The sequence below is a fragment of the Nocardia sp. NPDC059764 genome (genome assembly GCF_042732555.1).
Taxonomy (GTDB): Bacteria; Actinomycetota; Actinomycetes; order Mycobacteriales; family Mycobacteriaceae; genus Nocardia.
The window spans coordinates 1-17243 of record NZ_JBHWHH010000153.1 but is presented as its reverse complement, the minus strand read 5'-3'; the positions used below and the strand labels follow the sequence as shown (position 1 = coordinate 17243).

At 70.2% G+C, this 17243-nt stretch carries 18 protein-coding genes; 14 read left to right on the top strand and 4 right to left on the bottom strand.

What is annotated here, in order from left to right; genetic code table 11:
* Together ACFV4K_RS27185 and ACFV4K_RS27180 are read right to left on the bottom strand one after the other, a co-directional pair.
* Positions 1–365: SDR family NAD(P)-dependent oxidoreductase (locus ACFV4K_RS27185; RefSeq protein ID WP_379278706.1), on the bottom strand; the 365-nt coding region annotated here is incomplete at its 3' end.
* A 47-nt stretch (positions 366–412) separates the two neighbouring features.
* The gene (locus ACFV4K_RS27180; protein ID WP_379278705.1) at positions 413–1489 is read right to left on the bottom strand and encodes an alpha/beta hydrolase; all 1077 of its coding nucleotides are present in this window, start codon (positions 1487–1489) and stop codon (positions 413–415) included.
* Between the two features lie 218 nt (positions 1490–1707).
* Between ACFV4K_RS27180 and ACFV4K_RS27175 the strand changes: the two genes are divergently transcribed.
* Positions 1708–2484, top strand: coding sequence for an ArsR/SmtB family transcription factor (locus ACFV4K_RS27175; protein ID WP_379278710.1), 777 nt, complete (start codon positions 1708–1710; stop codon positions 2482–2484).
* Positions 2485–2505: 21 nt separating this feature from the next.
* On the opposite strand, the gene ACFV4K_RS27170 is transcribed toward ACFV4K_RS27175, so the two are convergent.
* Complete coding sequence (locus tag ACFV4K_RS27170; protein ID WP_357083524.1) at positions 2506–3267, bottom strand: 3-hydroxyacyl-CoA dehydrogenase; 762 nt, start codon at positions 3265–3267, stop codon at positions 2506–2508.
* A 303-nt stretch (positions 3268–3570) separates the two neighbouring features.
* Here ACFV4K_RS27170 and ACFV4K_RS27165 point away from each other — a divergent pair, with 303 nt between their 5' ends.
* From ACFV4K_RS27165 to ACFV4K_RS27130, 8 genes are all read left to right on the top strand, one after another.
* Positions 3571–4230 carry a hypothetical protein gene (locus tag ACFV4K_RS27165; RefSeq protein WP_379278703.1) on the top strand — a complete coding sequence of 220 codons (660 nt, stop codon included), beginning with the start codon at positions 3571–3573 and terminating at the stop codon, positions 4228–4230.
* A gap of 16 nt (positions 4231–4246) precedes the next feature.
* Positions 4247–5122: a MinD/ParA family protein gene (locus tag ACFV4K_RS27160; protein WP_379278701.1), complete on the top strand. Its 876-nt coding sequence runs from the start codon at positions 4247–4249 to the stop codon at positions 5120–5122.
* Positions 5119–5787: a hypothetical protein gene (locus ACFV4K_RS27155; protein ID WP_379278700.1), complete on the top strand. Its 669-nt coding sequence runs from the start codon at positions 5119–5121 to the stop codon at positions 5785–5787. Before ACFV4K_RS27160 ends, ACFV4K_RS27155 begins: the two co-directional genes overlap by 4 nt.
* A gap of 127 nt (positions 5788–5914) precedes the next feature.
* Complete coding sequence (locus tag ACFV4K_RS27150) at positions 5915–6205, top strand: hypothetical protein (RefSeq protein ID WP_213556317.1); 291 nt, start codon at positions 5915–5917, stop codon at positions 6203–6205.
* The gene (locus ACFV4K_RS27145) at positions 6205–6516 is read left to right on the top strand and encodes a hypothetical protein (protein ID WP_357083512.1); all 312 of its coding nucleotides are present in this window, start codon (positions 6205–6207) and stop codon (positions 6514–6516) included. Before ACFV4K_RS27150 ends, ACFV4K_RS27145 begins: the two co-directional genes overlap by 1 nt.
* A gap of 67 nt (positions 6517–6583) precedes the next feature.
* On the top strand, positions 6584–7411 hold the full coding sequence (locus ACFV4K_RS27140; protein ID WP_379278698.1) for a hypothetical protein: 828 nt from the start codon (positions 6584–6586) through the stop codon (positions 7409–7411).
* A gap of 64 nt (positions 7412–7475) precedes the next feature.
* Positions 7476–8948, top strand: coding sequence for a hypothetical protein (locus tag ACFV4K_RS27135; protein ID WP_379278696.1), 1473 nt, complete (start codon positions 7476–7478; stop codon positions 8946–8948).
* The gene (locus ACFV4K_RS27130; protein WP_357083503.1) at positions 8945–10435 is read left to right on the top strand and encodes an SCO6880 family protein; all 1491 of its coding nucleotides are present in this window, start codon (positions 8945–8947) and stop codon (positions 10433–10435) included. Before ACFV4K_RS27135 ends, ACFV4K_RS27130 begins: the two co-directional genes overlap by 4 nt.
* A gap of 9 nt (positions 10436–10444) precedes the next feature.
* On the opposite strand, the gene ACFV4K_RS27125 is transcribed toward ACFV4K_RS27130, so the two are convergent.
* Positions 10445–11908 carry a hypothetical protein gene (locus ACFV4K_RS27125; protein WP_379278694.1) on the bottom strand — a complete coding sequence of 488 codons (1464 nt, stop codon included), beginning with the start codon at positions 11906–11908 and terminating at the stop codon, positions 10445–10447.
* On the opposite strand from ACFV4K_RS27125, the gene ACFV4K_RS27120 reads away from it, so the two are divergent.
* From ACFV4K_RS27120 to ACFV4K_RS27100, 5 genes are all read left to right on the top strand, one after another.
* On the top strand, positions 11903–13867 hold the full coding sequence (locus ACFV4K_RS27120) for a hypothetical protein (protein ID WP_379278693.1): 1965 nt from the start codon (positions 11903–11905) through the stop codon (positions 13865–13867). The two genes, ACFV4K_RS27125 and ACFV4K_RS27120, sit on opposite strands and share 6 nt — an antisense overlap.
* Complete coding sequence (locus ACFV4K_RS27115; RefSeq protein ID WP_357100470.1) at positions 13864–14172, top strand: transposase; 309 nt, start codon at positions 13864–13866, stop codon at positions 14170–14172. The genes ACFV4K_RS27120 and ACFV4K_RS27115 overlap by 4 nt, the downstream gene beginning before the upstream one ends.
* A gap of 128 nt (positions 14173–14300) precedes the next feature.
* On the top strand, positions 14301–14837 hold the full coding sequence (locus ACFV4K_RS27110) for a hypothetical protein (protein ID WP_379278708.1): 537 nt from the start codon (positions 14301–14303) through the stop codon (positions 14835–14837).
* 37 nt (positions 14838–14874) lie between these two features.
* Positions 14875–16776: a type IV secretory system conjugative DNA transfer family protein gene (locus ACFV4K_RS27105; protein ID WP_379278691.1), complete on the top strand. Its 1902-nt coding sequence runs from the start codon at positions 14875–14877 to the stop codon at positions 16774–16776.
* Positions 16773–17210, top strand: a complete 438-nt coding sequence (locus ACFV4K_RS27100; RefSeq protein WP_357083489.1) for a DUF4913 domain-containing protein — start codon at positions 16773–16775, stop codon at positions 17208–17210. Before ACFV4K_RS27105 ends, ACFV4K_RS27100 begins: the two co-directional genes overlap by 4 nt.
* Positions 17211–17243: the final 33 nt, after the last annotated feature.

The window sequence follows — 17243 nt, the reverse complement described above, 5'->3', positions numbered from 1 at the left end:
CACCCGTTGAGGACGCCCTTCACATTGACGTCGACCACGCGGTGCTGGCGCTCCACGGCGATCTCGCCGAACGCCCCCGACACCAGGATGCCCGCGTTGTTGACCAGTAGATCGAGACGACCGGTCGCCCCGGCGAATTCCTTCAGCGCCCGGTCCCAGCCCGCCGCGTCGGTGACGTCGAACGCGCCGGTGATCGTGCGCCCGCCGATCTCCGCGGCGGTGCGGGCCACGGCGTCGGCGTCGATGTCATAGAGACCGACCGTCCAGCCCTCTCGCGCGAAGCGGGCGGCGATGGCGCGGCCGATCCCGGCGGCCGCGCCGGTGACCAGGACGGCGGGGCGGGAAGCGCTGTCGGGCTGGGACATCGGAGCCTCTCGGATCGCGGGATCGGGGCCGCCGCCGGTGCTCGCGGTCAGGCCGCGCTGCGGCCGAGGCGACCCGGATCGATCATCGCACGATGGAACTCGGCCGCGTCGCGGGCGGCGTCACGGCCGTCCGCGAGCAGATCCGCGCCCAGGTGGATGAGGGTGTGCGGCGCGCTGGGCCGGATCTGCAGGCGTAGTGACACCCCCGCGGCCTCGGCCCGGCGCGCCACCGCGAGCGCGTCGGTCAGCAGCATCTCCCGGGACCCGACCTGCAGGAAGATCGGTGGCAGACCGGTGAAGTCGTGATTCACCACCGACCACGCCGGATCCAGCTCCCCGTCCACCGCTATACCGCGGCGCACCACCATGTCCGGCCCGAGCGCGGGCAACACCGCGTCGTCGCGGCTGTTCGGGTGCGCGAGGCGGGCGGTGGAGTCGAAATCGGCCCACGGCGAGGTGACCGACAGCGCCACCGGCAACGGCAGCTCTCGCTCACGCAGCGTGAGCGCCAGCCGCAACGCCAGCCCGCCGCCAGCCGAATCGCCGGCCACGATGATCTTCTCCGGCGGGAAGCCCTCGTCGAGCAGGTGCCGGTACGCGGTGAGCGCGTCGGCGAGGCTCTCGTTGGGGTGCGCGTCGGGCAGCTGGCGGTAGTCCACGGTCAGCACCGGCAGCTCGCTCAGCGCGGCCAGGCGCGCGGTGTGGCGGCGGTAGCTGTGCAGGCCGCCCGCGATGAACGCGCCGCCGTGCAGGTAGAGGATGGCGGCGTCGCGGTCCACGCGCGGATCGGGAACCGGTGTGCTCCACAGCCATTCGGCCTCGAAGTGCTCGAAGCGCAGGGTCTCGCGGCGGGTGCCGCGCGGGGTGCCCATGACGCGGGCGGGCTGCTCGGACAACCGGGTCACCCGGAAGATCAGGTTGGCCGGACGCGGTCCCAGGTCGGCGACCCAGGCCCCGGCGCGCAGGAACTGCTGCAGCGTGGTGCGCAGGACGGGGTGTACGAGCCGGGTCCCGATGCGGGCCGGGGGGATCGTCTCCACGATCACCGAGGACGCGGGGCTCACCGCGGATGCGGGATCCCCGCCCGTGGGCACGGGGTATGAGGGCTGCGGCGTGGTCGCCACGGGCACTCCTGTCCGCGCCACGGCAGGAGGCGCTGAAGAGACAACGATGTCGGTTCGGCTGAAGGCCGTTGACCATCTTGACCGCTGAAACGCGGATTGTCATGTCCGAGAACGAAATTCCCACGTAATCGGGGGTGTGTCCCGGCGCCTGCGCCACCCCCCGTTGAATTATGCAGGTAAATGCCTGCATAATTTGAGCCGTGCAATCCGAACCCGACATGGACACGGTTTTCAAGGCTCTGGCCGACGCCACTCGGCGGCAGCTGCTCGACCGGCTGCGTGAGCACAACGGTCAGACGCTGCGGGAACTGTGCGAACGGGTCGCGATGGCCCGGCAATCGGTGACCCAGCACCTCGACATTCTCGAGCGGGCGGGGCTGGTCACCGTGCTGCGCCGCGGCCGCGAACGGGTGCACTACATCAATCCGACCCCGATTCACGACATCGAACAGCGCTGGATCTCCGTTTTCGACCGCCCCCGGCTGGATGTCCTGCGCGCCATCAAGAACCAGGCAGAGGAGTACGCGATGACCACCACCGTGCCGAACTACGTCTACGTCACCTATATCCGCGCCAGCGCCGAGCAGGTGTGGAAGGCCCTGACCGATGCCGACCTGACCGCCCAGTACTGGGGGCACGCCAATGTGTCGGACTGGCAGGAGGGTTCGCGCTGGGAGCACCGCCGCGTCGACGGCTCCGGCAAGCTCGACGTCGTCGGCACCGTACTCGAGGCCGACCAGCCCACCCGCCTGGTCGTCACATTCGAGGACTCGCCGCAGGAGGAGCGCTCGCCGTCGGTAGTGACGTTCCTGATCGAGCCGCACCAGGATATCGTCCGGCTCACCGTCACCCACGAGAATCTGCCGAACGAGGAAATGCTACAAGGCATTTCGAGCGGCTGGCCCGCCGTGCTGGCCAACCTCAAGTCACTGCTGGAGACCGGTGCGGTGCTGCCGCAGACCCCCTGGGAGATGGAACAGGCGGCACACGCCTGATCCATCCACCCGTTCCGCTGCTTAGCGCGGGGCCATGCGGATCGCGCCGTCGAGGCGGATGACCTCACCGTTGAGCATCGGGTTCTCCACGATGTGGCGGACCAGCGCGGCGTACTCGGCCGGGTCGCCCAGGCGCGAGGGGTGCGGCACCTGCGCGCCGAGCGCGTCGATGGCCTGCTGCGGCAGGGTCGCGAACAGCGGGGTGTGGAACAGACCCGGCGCGATGGTCATGACGCGGATCTTGTACGAGGCCAGGTCGCGGGCGACCGGCAGGGTCAGGCCGACGATGCCGCCCTTGGAGGCGGAGTAGGCGGCCTGGCCGATCTGGCCGTCGTACGCCGCGACCGAGGCGGTGTTGACGATGACGCCGCGCTCGCCGTCGGCCTCCTCGACCGCGGACATGCGCTCGGCGGCCAGGCGGATCACGTTGAACGTGCCGATCAGGTTAACGTTGATGATCTTGGAGAACGCCTCCAGCGGGAACGCGCCCTGCTTGCCGACCGTCTTGACGGCATTGCCGATTCCCGCGCAGTTCACCGCGATTCGCAGGGTGCCGAGCGCCTGAGCGGCATCCAGCGCGGCGCTCACGTCCGCCTCGCTGGTGACGTCGCCGGGGGAGAACACCGCGCGCTCACCGAGTTCCTCGGCGAAAGCCTTGCCGTCGGACGAGGGAAGGTCGAGGATGACGACCTTCGCGCCGGCCGAGTGCAGTTCCCGCACGGTGGCCATGCCCAGTCCCGACGCGCCGCCGGTCACAACCGCGACGATATCTGCTGTCTTCACAAATCCTCCAAAATTCTTGGTCTTGTTAATGTAGATTCCGCTCGGATCGCAGGGAAGACCGCCCCGTCGGCGTGGCGTTCACGAGACCGTACGAACCCTGCTACTCGCGCGCACGCGCGGATTGAACGGAGTGTCGTCCGGCGCGTCGAGTCGTTGGAATCCTGTTCATGCGAGAGAATTTCCGATCGGGACCGTTCGGACGCGGAGCCGGTGGCGACGTGGTACCGGCGGACTCACCCGGTACCACCGATCACCGACGACAACACACCGTCAGCCACGACCGACCGCCGAGAGGGTCAGACGATGCCGAGCGACGTGCCCGCAGCGGGAATGTTGAAGTCGTACAAAAAACAGTCGCGCTGGTACCCGGCCCTCGACCCGGCCACCCCCGAACCGCCCGGTCGCGACGCGGCCCCCGAGACGCCCGCCTTCGACGAGAGCGCTGGCCCGGCCCGCTTCCCGCACTACATTCACGACACCGAGCCCGAGGTCGAACTGCCGCCGGTTCCCGAATCGGTGCTGCGGCACAATCGCTTCGACGGCACCTGGTCGGACTGGATGACCGAGACCGGCCAGACCGCCCCCTACACGCCGCCGCGCTACCGCGGCACCACCGTGATCGAATTCCCCACGGACAGTGGTGGACCCGCCATCCCGGCCATCGACACCACCGCGCAGTGGCGCGAGACCTTCGAGACCCCCGAACCCGCACTCGCCCAACGACTCCCGGATCGGCGGCTGCTCACGCTCGTCTTCCTGATCGTTGCCATTGTTTTGCTGGCCATCGTCGGCGCGGTTGCCCTGTATGTGCTGAATTCCCATGGCGGCGCGGCGCAATCCCTCGGCGAACCCGCCGCCGGAGCCGGTTCTCACCCGATCGCGGTCGCGGCGGCGTACAACGAGATGACGGCCCCCGCGATCATCGGCGACCATGGAACCACCGCGGGCGTTCCGGCCGGATAAGAAGAGAGCGGAGACAATGGATCAGGACTGGAGCCGCTGGCTCGACGAGGTGCCCGAAGCGGGCGAATCGTCGGGTCGTGCCGCGCGTTCCAAGACTCCGGTGGTGCGCTTGCGCAAGCGCCGTGGCGATTCCGGCGAGTCCGGACCCGCCCCGCGCCCTATTCTGGTGGTGGGAGGCTGTGGTGGTGCCGGGACGACGACCACCGCGCTGGGCATCGCGGGGGAGCTGGGCGCCGCCGGTGACCGAACCGTGGCCGTGGACGGCACTTTCGCGGGCAGCGATCTGGCGCTGCGGGGTGCTGATGAGCACTTGAGCCCGATCAGCCTGCAGGACTGGCTCTACGGCCGCGGCGACGACGAGCCCGCGCCGCTCGAGGAGTGCCTCTCGCGGGCCACATCCGGAATCGGGCTGCTGTGGCGCGATCCCGCGCCGCTGCGCCGCCGCGCCACCTACCTGACAGTCGCCCGCGCCTTCGGGGAGTCCGGGTACACCCCGGTTTACGACGGCGGCAACCCGATCGCCGGCCGGCACCTGCGCCCGCTGCTCGAGGACGCCGATATCGCACTGGTGCTGGCGATTCCGGCGCGCGTGGACGCCGCCAACCGGCTGCGCGTCACCCTGGAGTGGCTCGACGACCAATTCGGCGGGCAGGGCGAGGGCCCCGGCGACGGAATTGTCGGTGACACCACGATCGTCGTCTCACATCAGTTGCCCGGCAGCGATTCTCGAATCGCTGAACATTTGCGCGAGCATCTGGACGGTTGGGTGAACGAGATCGTCGAGATACCCTATGACGCACACCTCGCGCGGGGCGAGCTGGTGCGGCACAGCGAGCTGGCCGCCGAGACACGCCGCGCGTATCGCCGCCTGCTTGCTGGAGTGGCATCATGACCGCAGCCATGAAGGAACGCCGATCCGCCGACCGGAACATCGATTCAGGGGCCGCTCTCGCGGCCGGTGTGGTGCCACCACCGGAAGCCCGCCGCGCACCCCTGTGGGACCGGCCCGTACCCGGTGGCGGCCGGGCGCCGCTGGTCTGGCTGCTCGGCGTGCACGGTGGCGCGGGCGCTACCACCCTCGCGCATGTGCTTGCGCCGGCGGCGGATTCGTACCGGCGCTGGCCCGGCGTCTTCGAACGGGAGTCCCCGTTCGTGGTGCTGGTGGCCCGCGAGACCATCGCCGGGCTCACCCGTGCCCACGACCTGCTGCGCCAGCATCACGCCGGACTGGCCGGTCCGTGTGAGGTGCTCGGGCTGATCACCGTGGCCGCGCGTCCGGGCCGGATGCCCGCCGAGATCCGCCGCTACCGCGACGTGGTCGGTTCGCTGGCCGGTCAGGTGTGGCAGCTGCCCTGGCACGAGGAGTGGACACTGGTCGAAGCCGACCAGTTGCCGGTCTGGTCGCCCGGCGACCCGCCGCCGGTGCAGCGCAAGCGCAAACCCGATCCGTTGGAAGAGGTTACGCAGGCGGTGCGGGATCTGGGCGCGGGCATCGTGGCCGCCGCCCAGGACGCGCTCGACTCCCCCCGCGACGTATTCGCGGACTGGGGGGAGTGATCATGAACACCCTTGGATTGCATTGTGCTGGAAAGATTTCCGAAGTAGGCACCGCCTCCGGTTGGACGGCGGGGCCGGTGATCGGCGAGATTGTTACTAGCAGTTCGCTTTTGGAGAAGGACAGACAATGAGCATGCTCCTCGCCGTACATGACGCGTACGGTCAGATCCTCGCCCAGGTCGGTAATCCGACCCCCGAGGCGCCGCCCGCGTCGGACAAGTTGCTGAAACTGGTTCGGTACTTCACCTGGTTCGTACTGTTGTCGGGAATCCTGGGCATCACCTACGCCGGTGGCCGGTTCGCCTGGGAAAAGTGGACGGGAGGCGGTTTGGAGTCCCCGAAGATGGTAGCCGGCGCGATGATCGGAGGCATCGTCGCGACCAGCGCGGGCACGATCATGAACGCAGTGATCACCTAATGCCCGCCGCGCTGGTGCCGCAGGCCCTGCACGCCGCGCTCTCCACCCGCGCGGACGCGGTGGCCGTTCTGGCCTACAAACAGATGCCGGCCGATGTGCTCCGGCCGATGATGCAGCTCATCGACTGGCTGCTGTGGTGCGTCCTGCTGTTCTGCCTGGCCTGGATGATCCTGGCCGCGGGCCGGCTGTGGTACGCGTTCCGCGGCGACCTGGCGGCCAACGAGGCGACGCACGGGGTGGTGATGAGCCTGCTGGGCGCGATCATGGCGACCTCGGCCAGCGGCATCGCGCTGGCCCTGCTGCCGACCTGAGGGGCCGGTCAGCTGAATTGACCACCCGCACTCATGCTCTTGTAAACGACACCGTGGAGGCATTGCGATGAGCGAGAAGGAGTCGCCCGAGCGCGACGGCGTCTCGTTCGGCGTGATCGCCTCGGCCGCCCTGGTGGCGGTCATCCTGATCGCCGGCCTGGTGGTCTACTTCGGGCACGGTGACGCCAAGCCCAGCGCCAAACCCGACCCCGGCGCTACGCCGGCGACCTCGGACACCGGCGCCACCGGATTCGCCTCGCCCGAGGTGGATCTGTTCGGCCGTCGCATCGACATCCCCAACAACACGGCGGGCCAGCCCCTGCCGCAGGAACCCGGCAAGCAGCGCAAGGCCACCGACACCGACTGGCTGACCGCGGCCCCGCTGGGCATCACCGACCCGCACGGCTGGCAGCGGGTGTACGGGGCGTCGGTCCCCTTCTCCACGTCCGACGGCCCGGCTCGCCTGGAAAACGGCCTGGCCGTGGGGTATTCGCACACGCCACAGGGCGCGGCCCTGGCGGCGGCGCAGATCACCTACCGGCTCAACGCCCGGCCCGCGGACCGGGAGCTGTACGTGCGGCAGGTTCGTGTGCCCGCCGAACAGCTCACCGCCTACGACCAGGCGCTGGCCGATCAGCGGCTGCCGAAACAGCAGCCCGAGAAGGTGACCCGCTACCTGGTCGCCCCCGACGGCTTCCAGGTCGAGAACTACGCCGACGACATGGCCATCGTGCGGCTCGCCGCGCGCGGGCCCGTCGTCGACAGCCGGCAGTTGTGGGCGGCGGTGCGCCTGATCATGGTCTGGGACGCCGGCGACTGGCGGCTCAAACCCTCCACGTCGCGGACTTCGCAGACCGAGTACGTGGATTCGCTGGCGGGGTGGACCCGTTGGTGACGACAACAGCTCCACAGGTGACAACAGAAGAGATGGCATCGCGACCCATCGAGAGGTGGACCACATGCTGAGGCGGCTAGTCACGATTCTCGCGGTCGTATTCACCGTCATGATCGCGACCCCGACGGTGGCCTACGGCCAGACCTACGGTTTCGACCAGGCCTGCAACGAATTACACGACTCCCTCGACGGACTGGGAGTGCCCGGCATCTCGCTCGGCGACGCGGCCTCGGCCGCGTGCAAGGCCGGCAATGTCGCCACCCACCCGAACGAGGTGGCCAACACCGTGCGCGACAAGGCGTGGGACTCCACCTTCGGCAAGGTCGTGGACTCGCTGATGAGCGGTCTCGGTGAGGCACTGATCCTGGCGCTCACGTTCTGGATGAAGATCCCGAACGAGAGAGTCAGCGACGCCGGAACACTTTTCACGAAGATCAACGACTACACCTATCAAGTCCAGATCCTGTTCCTGATGACCTCGGTGATACTCACCGGCCTGAAACTGGCGCGAGCCAGACGCGGGGCCGCGGTCGACCAGGCCACGGACTCGTTCTGGATGTTCGCCCGGGTGGTGTTCAGCTCCTGGATGCTGGGCGCGGTGATCGTGGCCGCCACCCAGGCCTCGGACAAGTTCTCCGAGTGGGTGATCAACGACTCCACCAACGGCAATGCCAAGAACCTGGCCGAGCTGATGGTGAAAACCTCCAAGCTGCAGGCGTTCTCGCCGGGTCTGGTGCTGATCATCGCCATCGTCGGCCTGCTCGGGGCGCTCGCGCAGATCGTGCTGGCCATCGTGCGCCAGGGCATGCTGGTGGTCGCGGCGGGCGTGCTGCCGCTGGCCGCCGCGGGTTCGGGCACCGGCATCGGAATGTCGTCCTACAACAAGCTGATTCGCTGGATCATCGCGTTCATGCTGTACAAGCCGGTCGCCGCGATCGTCTACATGATCGCCTTCACCACCGCGGGCGTCACCGACGACCGCACCGGAACCGCGAACCTGCCCGACGCCGACGAGGCCCAGCGCATGCTGGTCGCCATCGTGCTGCTGGGCACCGTGGCGTTCGTGCTGCCCGCGCTCATGCGTCTGGCGACCGCGGGTGAGGTGGCCATCGTCGGTTCCGGCGGTTCGGGTCTGGCCGCCACCACCGGCACCCTGGTCGGTATCGCGGCGCTCGGCGCGGTCGGTTCGCGCGCGGTGGCCCCCCGCGGGGTCGCCGGTCCGGGCGCGGCCGGATATGTCGGCGGCGGCCGGGGCGGACGGCCCCGGCCCGGTCCCGGCGGCGGCCCGGGTGGCGGCGGCGCGCCGCGCCCGACTCCGCCGCCGCGCCCCGCCGGTGGCGGCGCGGCCGCGAGTCCTGCGGCCCAAGGGGGCGGCGGCGCAGTACCGTCAGGCGCGTCCGCGGTGGCGAGCCGGGTCGCGCAGGCCCGGGCGGCGACCGCCTCGCTGGGCAAGGCCGAATCGACCGCGGGCGACGTCGCCGGTGACCGCTGGGCCAACCGCGCACCCGACCTCGGCAGGAGCACCATCCCGCGATGACGATGACCGACACCTACGAGCGGCGCTCGTACGGACTGTGGCAGAAGCCCCGCAGCGCAGGCCTTTTCGGCCTGCGCTGGGGCGAGACCGTGGTCGGATTCGCCGTCGTCATCACCGCGCTGCTGACGGCGCTGGTGGCTGGTCCGCAACCGGCCGCCGTGGTGGCGGGCATCGGCACGGTCGTGATGGTTCCACTGGTGTGGCGGACGGGGGGCCGCTCCGGCTACGAGAACGGATTGATGATGTTCCATTGGTTGCGCGGCCGGTCCAAGGGCGAGCACGTGTACCGGGGCGGGCGCTTCTCGCGGATCCCCGGCGGCGTCACCCGGCTGCCCGGGCTGATGGCCCCGTCGCGCCTGTACGAGGGCATCGACGCGGGCGGCTACAGCTTCGGCATGATCCACCTACCGCAGTTCGCCCAGTACACGGTCGTGCTGCGGGCCTGGCCGCAGGGCCACGAGGCCGTCGACCAGCCGGTCATCGACCGCTGGGTCGGCGCGTGGGGCACCTTCCTGGCCTCGCTCGGCCAGACCTCCGACATCGTGGCGGTGGTCCCGGTCATCGACACCGTGCCCGAGACCGGAAATCGTTTGCTCACCGAGGTTTCCGCCATCACCCGGCCCGAGGCGCCCGATCTGGCCCAGCAGGTCATGTACGAGCTGGCCACCGAACTGCCGCAGGAACGGGTGCAGCTGCTGCCGCGCGTGGCCATCACCTTCAAGGCGACCACCGCCGAGCGGCGCAAGAACCCGGCGGAGGAGGCGGTCGAGATCGGCCGCCGCCTGCCGGGAATCTGCGCGGCGCTGGCCGAGGCGGGCGTGCGCTGCCAGCCCATGGCCGCCGACGACATCATCTCCTTCATCCGCCGCAGCTACGACCCGGCCGCGCAGGCCGACCTCGAGGTGGCGGCGGGCGAACCCGGTGGGCACGGCCTGGATTGGGCCGACGCCGGACCGGTGTCGCACGAGGAGCGCTGGGACCACTTCATCCACGACGGCGGCCGCTCGGTCACCTGGGAGATGGACACCGCCCCCGAGGGCGCGGTCGACGAACGCGTGCTGCAGCGGCTGCTCGCGCCGAATCCGGAGGTGCCGCGCAAGCGCATCACCATCGTCTACCGCCCGCACTCGGCCGGTGACGCCGCCCAGATCGTGGACGACGACTACAAGAACGCCCTCGTCGCACAGCAATCCGAGCGCGGCGTGGTGTCCGCGGCGGCCACCCTGCGCGTCGGCGCCACCCAGCAGGCCCGCGAGGAGCAGGCCCGTGGCCACGGCGTCACCCGCTTCGGCGCGCTGGTCACCATCACCGAACCGCTGCGCGGCGACCTGCCCCGCATCGAGTCGATCACCCGGGACCTGTCCACCCAGGCCCGCCTGAAGATCCGCCGCTGCTACCGCTATCAGGCCGCGGCCTTCGCGGCCTCCCTCGGCTGCGGGGTGATCCTCCCCGAACACGCCACCATCCCGAAAGCACTCGCGGGGTAGCCCACCATGTCACGTGACCTCGACCCGCCCGTCCGCGAACGCGACGCCGCGCCGCCCCCTGCGCGCCGCGGTTCGCGGCGGGAGCAGGCCCCCGTCGAACCCTACGACGACGCGGACCCCCAGCCGCCCATCGGCTCCCGCGTCATGCGCGACGAGCACCGCCCCCGCCGCGGCACCCTTCCGGACCGCCGCATGCTCCGCCGCGACACCCCGATCGACTATTCGGCGGAGTTCGCGGACAACGCCGCGCAGTCCGGTGCCGGCGGAGGCGAGGTGCGCCGCGCCGACAGCGGAGCCTGGGACAACGCGGCTCTCGGTGCGCGACAGGACGATCCGGTCCCGGGCGCGGAGCAGGGAGCCGCGGGCCAGGGACACGGGCAGCCGGAGACCCACTCGACCAGCGGTCAGGCTTCGCTCGATCGTGCCGAATCGGTCATTCCCACACCCGGACTCGGCGATCGGTCCGGGGAACCGGGCGCTTCGGCGGACCGCGGCCAGTTCGAGTCGGCCGGAGTGCGCGTGGAAGCCGGTGGGCCGGGCCCGGTGGAATCCCGGGCGGCAACGGCAACCCGTGGCACGCAGGAGGTTTCCGGGGCGATCGAACCGACCGGTCGTGACGACATCGCCGGGGAGCGGAGCGGTACGTCGCCGAAGCGGCGGCTTCCGGCCCTTCCCGCCCTCGAACCCGGTGGCGAGAAGACCGATTCGACTGCGGCTCTCGGTGACAGCCGCGCGTCCGAGCCGTCGGCGGGTGGCGCTGTGTCCCGTGGGCGCGAGCTCGCGGTGCGCGGTGCGACGGACCCGGGAGCAGCGGTGCGCGACGGCGTCGGCTCCGGGGACGTGGCCGCGGAGCGCGGGCGGGCGCGCGGGCCGGAACGGACCGAGGGGGATCGCATGGACCGCAAGCGGACTCGTGACGTGGAACCTGGTGGCGACACGGCGCGCCGCGCGGAGACCGGCGAGCGCCAACGCCGCGACCGCCCCGCTGACGATGATCCCCGCCGCACCCGGCGTGGTACCGAGAGCGGCGACGGGCGTGACCGCCGGAGCGCCGAGAACGACTCCGCGCGTGGCCGGCGTGACGGCGACAGCCGTACCGGTCGTGAACGGCGTGACGGCGAGGGCCACACCGGACGTGAACGGCGCGGCGTGGATGGTGAACTCGGGCGTGAACGTCGACGCGCCGACGGAGATCCAGGGCGTGACCGCCGCGGCGCCGACGGCCATCGCGGTGCTGACGGTGATCCAGGGCGTGACCGCCGCGGCGCGGACAGCCGCCGTGGCACTGACAGCCGCCGCGGCGCGGGCGGCCATCCAGGCGCTGACGGTCACCGGCGTGGCGAAGGTGACCTCCCACAGGAGCGGCGTGGCACCGGCGAGCGGGACGCGCGGCGCGGTGACGGCGAGCGGGATGCGCGGCGCGGCAGCGGTTCCGAAGGGCGTGGCCGAGCCACCGACGCGGATCGCGTGCATCTGGGTGGTCGCACCGGAACGCCCGGGCGGGCGCGATCGGCGCGGCCCGAGAGCGAGTCGGGGGAGCGGTCGGCGCGCAACCGGCCCACGCGTAGTGGACGCCCCGAGCGGTCCACCGCGGAGGAGCGCGGGCGCGGCGGACTCCGGAAGGACAAGCGGGACAAGGACCTCGATCAGGCCGAGCGGGAGGCGGCGGCCAAGCGGGCCGCGGCGCGCAAGGCGGCGGCCAAGAAGACGCAGTCCGGTCCGAAGCTGCTCGACGACGCCCAGCGGGCCAAGCTGGAGGTGACCGCGCGGGAGGGCAATGGGATCAAGGCGGCCTGGGCCACCTTCCGGTTGCACACCGACGACCTGCGGCGGCGCAACTTCGCGGCGCGGGCCGAGCGCATCGAGTACGGCAGCTTCGACGAATTCGACCGGACCACCGCGCAACTCACCGACCGCGGCTATATCGGCGCGGGCGGCGGGCGGATGAACGTGGTCGGCCGTCCGGTCGAGTACCGCGCCACCACCGCGCAGGTCGCGGGCCTGTGGCCGTGGTCGGTCGGCGCGGGCGCGCCGCTCATCGGCACCCCGCTGGGTTCGCACCTGCACACCGGCGCGCCGGTCTGCTTCGACCCGATGAACTGGTTCATGCGCGGCAGCTTCATCACCGCGCCGAGCCTGTTCGTGCTGGGCCTCAATGGTTTCGGCAAGTCCTCGCTGGTGCGCCGGATCGTGCTGGGCGGTGTCGCGCAGGGCATCACGCCGCTGGTGCTGGCCGATGTCAAGCCCGACTACCGCAAGCTGGTGGAGCTGGTCGGCGGCCAGGTCATCGACCTGGGCTACGGCCACGGCAAACTGAATCCGCTCGCCGCCGGTGTGCTGGGCTCGATCGTGCCTCTGCTGCACGAGTCCCCGGAACTGCAGACCCAGGTGGTGCAGGAGATGCGGGCGCGCCAGGTCAGCCTGGTCGCCGGTCTGGTGGAGCTGGTGCGCGGCGAGCGGGTGCGCGACTTCGAGGAGACCCTGATCTCCACGAGCCTGCGCATTCTCTACCGCGAAGGCAGCGGCTTCACCCCGGAGAACCCGCCGATCATGGAGGACCTGCTCGACGTGGTGGTCGCCGGCGGTGACGAACTGCGCCTGGACGCGGGCGCCGACGACGAGGAGGAGTACGCCGAGGCGATCAAGGAGTTGCGCCGCTCGCTGCGCGCGCTGACCCAGGGCCCGTTCGGCGCGATCTTCAACGGCCGCACCACGACTCCCATCGACACCACCGCGACCGCGGTCTGCATCGACGTCTCCCACATCCCCACCGGCGACAAGAAGCTCAAGGCCGCCGTCATGCTGGCCTGCTGGGCCGACGGATTCGCGTCCGTGGAGGCGGCGCACGTGCTGGCCGACGCCGACCTGGGCCCGCAACGCTACTTCCAGGTCGTGATGGACGAGCTGTGGCAGGTGCTGGGCCTGGGCGACTTCATGGTCGACCGCGTCGACGAGCTCACCCGTCTGCAGCGCGGCATCGCCACCTCGCTGATCATGATCAGCCACACCATCAAGGACCTGCAGGCGCTGGGTTCCGAGGCCGCCATCGCCAAGGCGCTCGGCTTCCTGGAACGCGCGCGCGCCAAGATCTTCGGCGCGCTGCCGGCCGAGGAAATCGCACGTCTGGATTCCATTGTGCCGTTCACCTCCGCCGAGGAGGACATGGTGACCAGCTGGTCCGCGCCGCAGGCGCTCACCGGTGAGGCGCTCAAACCGGGCCAGCAGCGTCCGCCCGCGCCCGGCACCGGCAAGTTCCTGCTCAAGATCGGCGAGGACCGCCGCCCCGGCATCCCGTTCCACATGGAGTTCACCATCTCCGAGCGGGAGAGCGGAATCCACGACACCAACCAGCGTTTCAGCGAATTCACCGAGACCACCGCCACCCGCGGCGCGGGCACGGAGTCCGGCTCGGACGAGGGGAGCGTCGCATGATGCCGCACCGGTCGTATCGAAGAGTGTCGCCGGAGGTCCGGCAGGCCGCCGTCGAACAGGTCATCGCGCTGACCGGCAAGCTGCGCTCGGAATCCGAGGCGTGCCGGGTGGTGGCCGAACAGATCGGCGTGCACACCAATTCGGTGCGCAACTGGGTGCGGGCCGCCGAGACCCCCGGCCTCGAGCGGATGGACGCGGTCGCCTTGCGCCGCAAGGTGGCGCTGCTGCAACAACAGCTGGCCGCGGCCGCGGAGATGAATCGCTCGCTGGTGGAAACCCTCCACGATGCCAAGCGCGGCACATGAGCCGCTGCCGTGACGAAGACCCGAACGGCCGCAACGGGGCTGGACACGCCGAGCACCGAAACCGGCTGGTATGGCGCGCGCGCCGCACCCGGAGACTAGCCTGGAAGAGTGGTCCGATTGGGGTGGTGATGCTGGTGGTGAGCGTCACGATGCTGGCCACCGCCTGTTCCGGCGGCGGCTCGAACGGCGGCGGCTCGAATCCGCCTGCCGGGCAAGCACCCACGACCACCACGCGGTTGCTGGAGGTCGCGCCCGCGCCCGACCCCACCACCCCCGACGGGGTCGCGGTGGCGGCGCTGCAGCAGATCTACACCTGGAACCCGGCCACCGAATCCGAGGGCGACGCATTGCGCCGCGCCCGGAAATGGCTGGGCCCCACCCTGATCCGCACCCTGGACAGCCCGTCCACCGCCGTGGACACACCGCGCCCGACGCTGCGGTGGGCCGAATGGGCCAAGGAGAACGCGCACGTCGAGGCGTTCGCGTTCGCCTCCGGCGAGAAGGCGCCCGCGGGCGCCGACCCGAACCGGCAGCAGTACAAGATCGGTATCGAGCAGACGGTCGTCCACCCGGACGGCAGGCGGGAAAAGCTACCCCCGGCCACGGTCGTCGCCACCGTCGTGCGTGGCCCCGGCGGTAGCTGGTTGCTGGACGAATTCCGTTGAGCGGCAACGACTCACAGGTCATCCCAGGAGGATAGAGATGGCGAAGACACCGGTGCAGGACCCGGCCGATCCGGGTCCAGACCGCACCCTGCACCTCGTGTACGCGGGTTTCTATATCTTCGGAACCCTGTGGCTGGCAGTTCAACTGGGCAATCTGCTCAGCTCTCCGCGCCAGAACCTGCCGATCAATCCGATCGCCATCGTCGTCAACCTGATCAAGGGTCAGGTGCGCTGGCCCGCGGCCGCCACCGTCATCGTGCTGCTGGTGGTCGCCGGGACGGCGGGCTGGGTGTTCTACAAGCGCCACCGCGCCGAGGCCTCGAAGAAGGGCCGCCTGGCCATCGACGACAAGGCCGACCACATGGGCTCGGGTGGCGCGATCAAGGCGCTCACCCTGGCCGGGGTGCGGGAGAAAGCCGGGAAGATGGGCGTGCCGCTGCACACCCACCTCACGGGCGACAAGGTCATCCCCGGTTCGCTCATGCGGCCGGGAGACGCGTTGGTGCCGGGCATTCCGATCGGCATGTCGGTCGCCGACGGCGAGATGATGTACGGCTCCTACGAGGACCTGCAGGTCGATATCTGGGGTCCGCGCCAGGGCAAGACCACCTCCCGGGTCATCCCGGCGGTACTGGCCGCCATCGGCCCGGTGGTCGTCACCTCCAACAAGCGTGACGTCGTCGACGCCACCCGGGATGTGCGCGCGGGCAAGGGTTCCCCGATCTTCGTCTTCGATCCGCAAGGCGTGGCCCCGGATTCGCACGACTGGCAGGCCCAGCAGGAACCCCAGTGGTACTGGGATCCGCTGGCCTGGGTCGACGTGCACCGCCCCGGCGCCGAGGTGCGCGCGGTCAGCCTGGCCGGGCACTTCTCCGACGCCGAGGGCAGCCCCTCGGCCGGCGGCGGCGCGGACTCCTACTTCGATCCCGAAGCCGAGGACCTGCTCGCGGCGCTGTTCCTGGCCGCGGGCCTGGAGGGCAGCAATATCCTGCGCGCCTGGGAATGGGTGAACAACCCGCTCGACACCACGCCGGTGGAAATCCTGCGCCGCAGCGCCAAGCACTACATGGCCGAGGGCCTGGCCGGGCAGTACAACCTCGACGTGCGCACACGCGACGGCATCTTCGGTGGCGCGAAGGCCATGATCCGCTGCCTGAAGCTGCCGCACATCCAGCCGTGGATCATCCCCAACGGCAGCCGCGAACCCTTCGACGAGCTGGCCTTCCTGGAGGGCAACGGCACCCTGTACTGCCTGTCCCTGGAGGGCCGGGGCTCGGCCGCGCCGCTGGTGAGCGCGCTGACCGCGGCGGTCATCGAGGTCGCCACCCACAAGGCCTCGCGCTCGCCCGGCGGCCGCCTGCCGGTGCCGCTGCTGGCCGCGCTCGACGAGGCCGCGAACGTGGTGCGCTGGAAGGATCTGCCGAAGCAGTACAGCCACTTCGGATCTCGCGGCATCGTGGTGATGACGGTGCTGCAGTCGTGGGCCCAGGGCGCGCGCTGCTGGGGACCCGACGGCATGGAAGCGCTGTGGGGCGCGGCCAATATCAAGGTGATCGGCAGCGGCATCGACGACATGGCCTTCCTGCAACAGCGCTCCGAGGCCATCGGCGACTACGACTCGATCGCGCAGTCGGTGTCGGAATCCAAGGGCGGCAAGAGCTATTCGCGTTCGCTGAGCTCCTCGCGGACCTTCAACGCGCACGCCCTGGCCACCCTGCCGCGCGGGCGCGCCATCCTGTTCTCCTCCGGCACACCGGCGGTGCTGTTGCGCACTGTCCCGTGGTGGGAGGGCACCGACGCGGCCGCGGTGGAGCGTTCCATCGAGGCGCACGACCCGTCACCGACGAAGAAGACCACCATCGATGATCTGACCAGTCCCGCGCTGATCAAAGAGACAATCCCGGATGTCGCGGCTCCCAAGGAGGTCCGACCGCTGTGAGCGACGAGCAGCACCCCGAGAATTTCCCCTTCGACGACTCCCGTGGCCGTCGTCCCGACGAGCCGCAGCGCATGGTCTACCAGAGCGTGGTCGAGTTCGTCGAGAACTACCTGAGTTTGGTGTACCGCCGGCAGGTGACCGACATCAGCGACACCGTGTGGTGTCCGGAATGGTGGAAGCACGCCGAGGCGGTCGCGCGTCTGGACGCCATGTGGCGGGCGTGGGAGCACTTCCGCCACGACGGCAAGACCGGACTGAGCGTATGGTTCCTCGACCACGCCGACCCGCACATGGCGAAGCTGTTCGACCCCAAGGGCCCGTTCAAGTACTGCAGTGTGCGCAACGGGCACAAGGACATGCTGACGCCGCTGCCGCTGAAGTCGCCGCAGCAGGGCCTGTTCAGCAACCCCACCATGGGCGAGTTCCCGCTCTAGGCCCCGGAAACGGATCGTGGCGGATCGCAAGGC

Excerpts from the sequence above, each read along its gene's own strand:
- ACFV4K_RS27175 (WP_379278710.1), top strand. The coding sequence starts at position 1,708 with ATGGACACGGTTTTCAAGGCTCTGGCCGACGCCACTCGGCGGCAGCTG.
- ACFV4K_RS27165 (WP_379278703.1), top strand. The coding sequence starts at position 3,571 with ATGCCGAGCGACGTGCCCGCAGCGGGAATGTTGAAGTCGTACAAAAAA.
- ACFV4K_RS27160 (WP_379278701.1), top strand. The coding sequence starts at position 4,247 with ATGGATCAGGACTGGAGCCGCTGGCTCGACGAGGTGCCCGAAGCGGGC.
- ACFV4K_RS27155 (WP_379278700.1), top strand. The coding sequence starts at position 5,119 with ATGACCGCAGCCATGAAGGAACGCCGATCCGCCGACCGGAACATCGAT.
- ACFV4K_RS27150 (WP_213556317.1), top strand. The coding sequence starts at position 5,915 with ATGAGCATGCTCCTCGCCGTACATGACGCGTACGGTCAGATCCTCGCC.
- ACFV4K_RS27145 (WP_357083512.1), top strand. The coding sequence starts at position 6,205 with ATGCCCGCCGCGCTGGTGCCGCAGGCCCTGCACGCCGCGCTCTCCACC.
- ACFV4K_RS27140 (WP_379278698.1), top strand. The coding sequence starts at position 6,584 with ATGAGCGAGAAGGAGTCGCCCGAGCGCGACGGCGTCTCGTTCGGCGTG.
- ACFV4K_RS27135 (WP_379278696.1), top strand. The coding sequence starts at position 7,476 with ATGCTGAGGCGGCTAGTCACGATTCTCGCGGTCGTATTCACCGTCATG.
- ACFV4K_RS27130 (WP_357083503.1), top strand. The coding sequence starts at position 8,945 with ATGACGATGACCGACACCTACGAGCGGCGCTCGTACGGACTGTGGCAG.
- ACFV4K_RS27125 (WP_379278694.1), bottom strand. The coding sequence starts at position 11,908 with ATGCACGCGATCCGCGTCGGTGGCTCGGCCACGCCCTTCGGAACCGCT.
- ACFV4K_RS27115 (WP_357100470.1), top strand. The coding sequence starts at position 13,864 with ATGATGCCGCACCGGTCGTATCGAAGAGTGTCGCCGGAGGTCCGGCAG.
- ACFV4K_RS27110 (WP_379278708.1), top strand. The coding sequence starts at position 14,301 with ATGCTGGTGGTGAGCGTCACGATGCTGGCCACCGCCTGTTCCGGCGGC.
- ACFV4K_RS27105 (WP_379278691.1), top strand. The coding sequence starts at position 14,875 with ATGGCGAAGACACCGGTGCAGGACCCGGCCGATCCGGGTCCAGACCGC.